The sequence below is a fragment of the uncultured Methanobrevibacter sp. genome (genome assembly GCF_947169325.1).
GTDB lineage: Archaea > Methanobacteriota > Methanobacteria > Methanobacteriales > Methanobacteriaceae > Methanocatella.
The window spans coordinates 1-7081 of sequence record NZ_CAMVPN010000101.1 but is presented as its reverse complement, the minus strand read 5'-3'; the positions used below and the strand labels follow the sequence as shown (position 1 = coordinate 7081).

The 7081-nt window shown below is 36.3% G+C and carries 7 protein-coding genes and 1 pseudogene; all 8 read right to left on the bottom strand.

Annotated elements, in window-relative coordinates; all coding sequences use genetic code 11:
* Positions 1–5: 5 nt before the first annotated feature.
* The gene (locus tag Q0W26_RS10715) at positions 6–641 is read right to left on the bottom strand and encodes an HPP family protein (protein WP_298525105.1); all 636 of its coding nucleotides are present in this window, start codon (positions 639–641) and stop codon (positions 6–8) included.
* Between the two features lie 15 nt (positions 642–656).
* Positions 657–1484, bottom strand: coding sequence for a 4Fe-4S binding protein (locus tag Q0W26_RS10710; protein ID WP_298525102.1), 828 nt, complete (start codon positions 1482–1484; stop codon positions 657–659).
* 33 nt (positions 1485–1517) lie between these two features.
* On the bottom strand, positions 1518–2450 hold the full coding sequence (locus Q0W26_RS10705; protein ID WP_298525099.1) for a carbohydrate kinase family protein: 933 nt from the start codon (positions 2448–2450) through the stop codon (positions 1518–1520).
* A gap of 9 nt (positions 2451–2459) precedes the next feature.
* Positions 2460–3350 (bottom strand): formylmethanofuran--tetrahydromethanopterin N-formyltransferase, encoded by an 891-nt coding sequence (locus Q0W26_RS10700; RefSeq protein WP_298525096.1) that lies wholly within the window; start codon positions 3348–3350, stop codon positions 2460–2462.
* Between the two features lie 19 nt (positions 3351–3369).
* Positions 3370–4416, bottom strand: a complete 1047-nt coding sequence (locus Q0W26_RS10695) for a hypothetical protein (RefSeq protein WP_298525093.1) — start codon at positions 4414–4416, stop codon at positions 3370–3372.
* Positions 4417–4419: 3 nt separating this feature from the next.
* Entirely contained in the window at positions 4420–5787 is a 1368-nt protein-coding gene (locus Q0W26_RS10690; protein WP_342765350.1) for a 4Fe-4S binding protein, read from the bottom strand.
* Positions 5784–6812: a 4Fe-4S binding protein gene (locus Q0W26_RS10685; RefSeq protein ID WP_298525087.1), complete on the bottom strand. Its 1029-nt coding sequence runs from the start codon at positions 6810–6812 to the stop codon at positions 5784–5786. The genes Q0W26_RS10690 and Q0W26_RS10685 overlap by 4 nt, the downstream gene beginning before the upstream one ends.
* Positions 6812–7081 (bottom strand): annotated as a pseudogene (locus tag Q0W26_RS10680) (hypothetical protein); the annotation flags it as partial. The gene Q0W26_RS10685 and the pseudogene Q0W26_RS10680, both read right to left, overlap by 1 nt.

The window sequence follows — 7081 nt, the reverse complement described above, 5'->3', positions numbered from 1 at the left end:
TAATGTTATTTTCTTGCTTTTCCTACACGACGAGCAATAACCATTTCACCAACGGATATCAGACCTGCAAAGAACTTTTCAAGTCCTCCTGTAGACCAGATAGCTTCTCCGAATGTGGCATTCATGATATTTGCTTCATATTCTTCAGGAGATATTTTTACACCGGTGGTTTTTGTGGAAACCAGTGCAGATGCTGACATTAATTCTTCCCAAGTTACTCCTTTAAGCTGGTTTTGCATTGCTTTGTATAATTTTTCAACTTTAATATCGTATAAATCAGACAGTAAAGCTACGATATCGCAGGCACGAACCATACCGATAACCTGATTGTCGTCATTTACGACAGGCACTGTAACGAATTTGTTGTTTGCTGTTAAAAGTACTGCTTTTCTTGCAGGATCGTTTTCGTGGACTGTTGCAACTTCTTCATAACCGCTCATAATTTCAGAAATTTTTTCGTTTCCTTCCCTTAGACCTCTTGTAATGTCAAAAGAAGTAATCCATCCCACCAACTGTTTGTTATCATTAACAACAGGACAGGTAAAACGTCTGATTTCTTCCATTACTTTTGAAACTTCAACTACACTATCATCGCAGTTTAAGTATACGAATTCATTATCCATTAATTCTTTAGCTCTCATAAACAAACCTCATTTTTATTCTATTTCTACTCTTTTTAAAGCTCCTACAGGACAATGATTTGTACATTCAACACATCTTATACATTTATCATCATCCAGAACTACTTCACCATCCACTAATTCAATTGCCCCCACAGGACAATTTTCTTCACATAAATAACAGTTGACGCAGGCTTCATGATTAATATCAAGGTTTCTGCTGTGAACAATAGGTCCTATATACCTATCAAGTTCCACTGCATTGTTATTCAGTGAAATTTCAACGCATGCACCGCAGCCAATACACATCTTTTCGTTAATGTAAGGATACAATTCATCATCTATTAACTCAATATCCTCACAGAGATTCCTCTCCTCAAAGAAATCCTTAAATTCGAGTGTGAATGCGTTTGTCGGACATAACGTTGCACAGTCATCCCAATTGTTATCCTGAGAATAGTCAATTGAGATATCATTCATACGAATAACTCTATGGGAACTGCTAACATTTCCCAGGTTATATTCAATAACTCCTTCTTCATCCTCATTATTGTAAATAACAGAATTATCGATTAATTTGATTGCTGAAACCGGACAAGTCTGTACGCAGATTTCACATTTGACACATTTATCAGTTATTTTAGCAATTCTGAAAATATTAGCTGGTTCGATTGCATTAACCGGGCATTCACTAACACATGTATTGCATCTTACACATCTGGGTGCAATAGCTATAATTTCCTGTGAACTGCTAAAATCGTCTAGTTCAAATTGGAAATCATCACCGTCATCGTCCAATTCAACAGATTTCAATAGAACTTCACGTTCCAAGTTTTTCATCTGTTTTATAAATGTTACCTTCATAATATTACCAACTAATTGCTTTTTTAAATAAATTTAAAAGAATTCCTCCAATTCTTTTAGTGAAGGGAATTTTTCCATTCCGAATCCTTCAATAGCTTTACTTGCTACCCAATTTCCAATACGGCAGGATTTTTCAAGATTGAATCCTTTTAAAAAGGAATAGAGAAATCCGCTGTTGAAACTGTCTCCGGCACCGGTAGTGTCAACAACATTGCATTCATATGCATCTACCTGACACTCTTCGCTGCCGTTTGTTGCATAAACACCGGCAGAGCCCTGTTTTACAACAACAGTTTCAATTCCCATGTCGAGAAAAGTGATAGCCAACTCTTTTAGTGAAGAATCGCTATTATTACATAATAATCTTAATTCTGATTCATTGATAAGTAAAATATCTGTCCTATCCAATATAGGTTTTAATTCATCGAATCCCTTTTGAACATATAACATCCCCGGATCAAAGCTCAGTAAGGTTTCTTTGCTGAGTTTTTCCAAAAGTTCAATTTGAGTCTTGAAGGAATCTCCAACAAATGATGTGTAATGCATTATTTTACATCTCATGATGTTTAACGGATTTATTTCACCAATCTGAATTTCATCATTAACGCCCGGTGAAATGTAAAGGCATCTTTCACCATCTTTATCAACAAATCCCAGACATTTTCCGGTAGAGCCTGTTTCCGAATAAATCAGGTTATTGGTATAGACTCCATTGATTGCCAGATGATATTCTATCAAATCTCCTTCCTCATCTTCTGCAATTTTTCCAATAATTGATGTGTCGCATCCAAGGCGGGCCAAACCTACGATTGTATTGGCTGCAGATCCTCCCGGAGTATCAGTTTCACTTTTGATAAAGCTTTCTTCATCTGCTGATGCAATATTTTCTACAGAGTAGAGTTTATCAACATTTAAAGCCCCAAATCCTATTATTTCTGCATTTAAATCATTGTCTAGAATTTCCATATTAAAACCTTACTTTAAAATATCTAACAAATTAATATTTTTATCTCCAAGTTTTCCATCAAAATTACCTGCAGATATTCCAATGACTCCTTCGAAAGCCAAAGCCGCATCGATACCTGCTTTGACAGCCCTGTTCATGGATTTTTCATCAACTGCATTTATTACAACTTCAGGAATGTAATTGACTCCTTCAGGGACTTTTGATATGTCACCTAAAGATTCTTTAAGAGAAGGACAATAAAAGTGATTTGTAGTTGGTCCTATTTCAGGATAGTTTGTTTCGGGTTTTGAAGCTGCAGAACAGATATCAAATGGTGCTGTAGCTCCATCCACATCCATGATTGCATCGATTATTGCTTCTCCGGCATCAATGACCGCTTCGGGAGTTTGGCATAAATACCAGAAGTTACCCCCCATTACTCCGTCGTTAATCTTGAATTTTTCTTCAATCTGGAAATCCGGAACTGCTATTGGAACGTTAATCATTTTTCTTCCATATTCTTCAACGATCCATTCATATCCGTCACCGCAGTGGCCTACAATGTCCATCATTTCAATGTATTCATCACTGTCTGCTGATGAGTAATCAAATATGCGGGTAAATGGTTTTACAAGCACGTCCTGTCTGAGTCTGTAAGATAATTCGAATGCAAATTTTTCTACATCATCACTGCCTAACCAGTACTGTACAATTGCACCGAATCTTCCGTCTGGAGTTTCATCGCCATCCAAAAATCCTTCAACTCCCCCTTCAACTCTTCCGATTACTGCACTTGGAGTTGAAGTTGAATCATATGCTGCCCTTTTAACAATTGCTTCATTAGGCCCTGTTATCAAAGCTCTTACATATTTTCCTTCAAAAGCTTCAAAAAATGTATCTTCTACTTTATCATAATTCATCTTATTACCTTCTATAATTTTAACCTAAACCGCCTATATCCTGGCCTCGAATATTATTTCTCATCTCTTTACTGACATTCAATATTTCATCAAAGTTATTATCGTCGACTATGCATATAACAGGATATTCACGGTCATTAAAGACTTCAAAGAATTTATTTTCTATTTCCAAATCAATATTATATTTTTCAAAGAGTTTTTTATAATCATCAGTGTTATTGTAATCGTTAATGAACTCAAGAACTTTACCTTTATCATTTTGAGCGTAAACGTTAGCTACGACCGCTGTTGCAACGGCGCTTGGTGAAACGATTGCAATTTCGGCAACTTTAAGAGGATATTCATTTCCATTGAATGATATGCTTATGCCGTTGTTTTGTCTGGCAAATGCCAGCGGTTCAACATCAGTGATACTGTCGCCGATATAGAGCATGTTATTGACATCAATGCCGTTACGTTCGATTATTTCATCGATAGCCAATTTTTTGCCTTCACCGCCAACCACATTGATATCTCTGATTTTTTCATAAATTCCCATTTCAGGAATTTGGGTAAAGAAAATATCATCAAAGAGTTCATAGTCTTCAGGATTTTTCAGAATCATTTCCTTGAATTCGTTGATTTTTTTAATTTCATCATCATTTAAGTTAAGCCCATCCACATCAACATCAGTGTAAAATGTATTTTCAAATGGCACTCCCATATAATTTGATACAGCTTCAATATATTGGCCGTAACTGGTGCTGACAATGTATGTATTCATAGCTTCCTTCAAGTATTTTAACAGGAATTTTGAATCGTCCACAGAATAAATATTGTCTTTTGAAAATTCAACCAAATCTTTATTTTTAAGATTTTCACAGACAAAGAAAGGCAAAATCAACTTTAAAGTATTTCCAGCCTTATAATTTTCTTTTTTAACAATATCTGCCAGATAATCATCATATAAACTAAGGACTTTAAATAATTCCCCGCCATTTTCAATGAAATGCTGCGCTATTTCAAAAGCATTGTCGTTTAAAGTCAGCGGACCTTCACAGTCTGTTATAAATGATTTTTCAAACATGATTCACCTGAAGTTTACAATTCTTATGGCATCGAGAGGACAGATTGCCTCACAAGTTCTGCAATAAATACATTTGTCACCATCAAAGTCTATTTTATCATCATTTAATGTTAATGCACCAACCGGACAGTTTTTAGTACAGATACTGCATGCCTGGCACTTTTCATGGGAAAGGGAGAAATCACCCAATCTCTGATTGTGCAGATATGATCTTGCATAGTATAAATCAGTGTCTTTACTGTAGAAATAATCATCATAAGCACCTATTGCGTCAAATTTACACTGTTCAACACATTTTCCACAGAATACACAGTTGTCATTAATTTTAATTGGATTCGGGCCGTTTAACTCAATTGCGCCAACCGGACAGACATTGAAACAGTCTCCGCAGGCAATACATTTTTTGTCATAAACTTCGATATTTCTGTCCATCAGATAAGAACCGAAGAGTTTTGTGAACTTGGATATTTCAATATGGGAATCAAGACTGATTTTCAGTTCCCTTTCCATCATATCGTTGACCTTGTATTCAATGAAGTTTTCAAACTGCTGGTCGTTGAATTCCAGAGCAGTTGATTTGGCCACTTTTTCCAGAACCTTGTTTAAACTGATTAAATCCAATGACAGCTGTTTCATGTCATGGTCTATGATGCTTGAAACGATATCAAATGACTTGATTTCACTGTACATCTTGTAAGCCTTTTTACGTGAGGAATACTTGATTGCTGTTGACGGACAGGAGTGCATACATTCTTCACATCTTGCACAGTATCCAGGATTGATGTACGGCAGTTTATTTGTCCTTGCAACATTAATTGCACCCATTGACGGACAGACTCTTGTACATGTCATACATCCGATACATTTGTCCTGATTGACAACAATGGCCTTACCTCCCTTAACTGTTTTAGGAAGCAGCTGACCGTATTTGATTGCATCTGTCGGACATACTCTGAAACAGTATCCGCAACGGACACAGGTATCCTTATCAATTTCACTGTGAGGTTCCTGTTTTCCGTCGGCTACAATGTGAATTGAACCGTTTTTACATGCCTGAACACATGCTCCACAGGCTTTACATAATTTAGTGTTAATGTTTGGAACATTTTCCTTAATAGGAGGATCCATATGAACATCAAGAGAAATTGCATCATACGGACAGGCGTTACGACATAAGACGCAGCCAAAACATGTGTTTTTGAGTTTTATAAGATCGTCATCCTTATCCATGTAAATTGCATCAATCGGACATGATTCAAGACAAGGTTTGTCGCTGCATTTGGCACATTTTGTCTGGTCGACCAGGTAATCAACATCAACATATCTTAATGGTCTTGGTGTTTTAGTATAACTGTCAATCATAACACTCACTCCATAAAAATATTCTCATTTAAATTAGATGCCTTTACTGTGGTATGGATGTTTTCGCCATCGTCAAGTGAGAATTTAGCTATGAAATACTTAATCACTGAGAATGGACAAGTTTGGTAACATATACTGCAACGTAAACATCTATTTTTATCTCTCACTATTGTGTCTTCAGCTTCATCAAAGGAAATGCATCCTGTAGGGCAATCTGGAATACACAATTGACATTTTTCACATTTGGATTTATCCCAATCTATAACTCTAATCTTAAGCCTGTTAACTGCATTAGTAATTATTTCTAAAGCTATTTCTTCATCAGGGATTATTTTTAACGCTTTATCCCAAATTTCAGAAATTGGAACATCATATTGAAGGAGCCCGTCAGTTTCAAGAGCTCTTAAATCCTCTTCCTTACCGTTAATGTAATCTTCAAGATAATTTACACATAAAAGAATCAAATCCTTTTGTGCCTGCAGGTTTTCTACAAATACTCCCTTCATTGCACCGTTTACAGGACAAACATTTAGACATTCTCCACAGGATATGCATTTTAGTTGGTCTACAACCACATTGCTGTCATCAAGATAGATTGCATCAACAGGACATTGTTTCATACATTTCTTACATTTTATGCACAAATAATCATCAACGATATACTGTCTTTTTGATGGGATAATGTTAAATTCAGGTAATATTAAATGGTTCAATCCACATTCCAATGTTTTAGGGTCAGTCGGACAAACTTCAGCACAAAAACCGCAACGGATACATGCGCCAGGAGTGATTACTGGGTAGGTCATTCCTTCACCTTCTTCAGAGTCCTCATCACGAACCAATTTAATTGCATTCGGTGAAGGGCAAGACACAGTACATGCTCCACATCCTATACAGTATTCCTTATTGACCTTTGGAAAATCCCTAAATCTTTCAGGCTTTTCTGCAATTTCAGGTTGAGTATGAGCATTGGTGAATGCATCAGCCCAAGCTTTTCTTGCAAAATCAAAGATATACCACATCAGAGATGCCATTATTTCACCTCGTAAATATCTTTGATTGCAGTTTTTCCATACTCATTGGTAATAGCCACCCTTTCTGCACAAGCAACACATGGATCGCAGGATGCATAAGTGGATACTGCATCAGCAACAGTTGGAACATCACGAATCATGTATTTTGCACATGAATCCATATTCGCAATACTTGGAGTCCTGATTGAAATGTTTTTAATTAGACTACCATTAGTTTCAATCATGTATGTAACTTCACCACGAGGAGCCTCATTTCTGCGCATTGCATA

Excerpts from the sequence above, each read along its gene's own strand:
- Q0W26_RS10715 (WP_298525105.1), bottom strand. The coding sequence starts at position 641 with ATGAGAGCTAAAGAATTAATGGATAATGAATTCGTATACTTAAACTGC.
- Q0W26_RS10710 (WP_298525102.1), bottom strand. The coding sequence starts at position 1,484 with ATGAAGGTAACATTTATAAAACAGATGAAAAACTTGGAACGTGAAGTT.
- Q0W26_RS10705 (WP_298525099.1), bottom strand. The coding sequence starts at position 2,450 with ATGGAAATTCTAGACAATGATTTAAATGCAGAAATAATAGGATTTGGG.
- Q0W26_RS10700 (WP_298525096.1), bottom strand. The coding sequence starts at position 3,350 with ATGAATTATGATAAAGTAGAAGATACATTTTTTGAAGCTTTTGAAGGA.
- Q0W26_RS10695 (WP_298525093.1), bottom strand. The coding sequence starts at position 4,416 with ATGTTTGAAAAATCATTTATAACAGACTGTGAAGGTCCGCTGACTTTA.
- Q0W26_RS10685 (WP_298525087.1), bottom strand. The coding sequence starts at position 6,812 with ATGGCATCTCTGATGTGGTATATCTTTGATTTTGCAAGAAAAGCTTGG.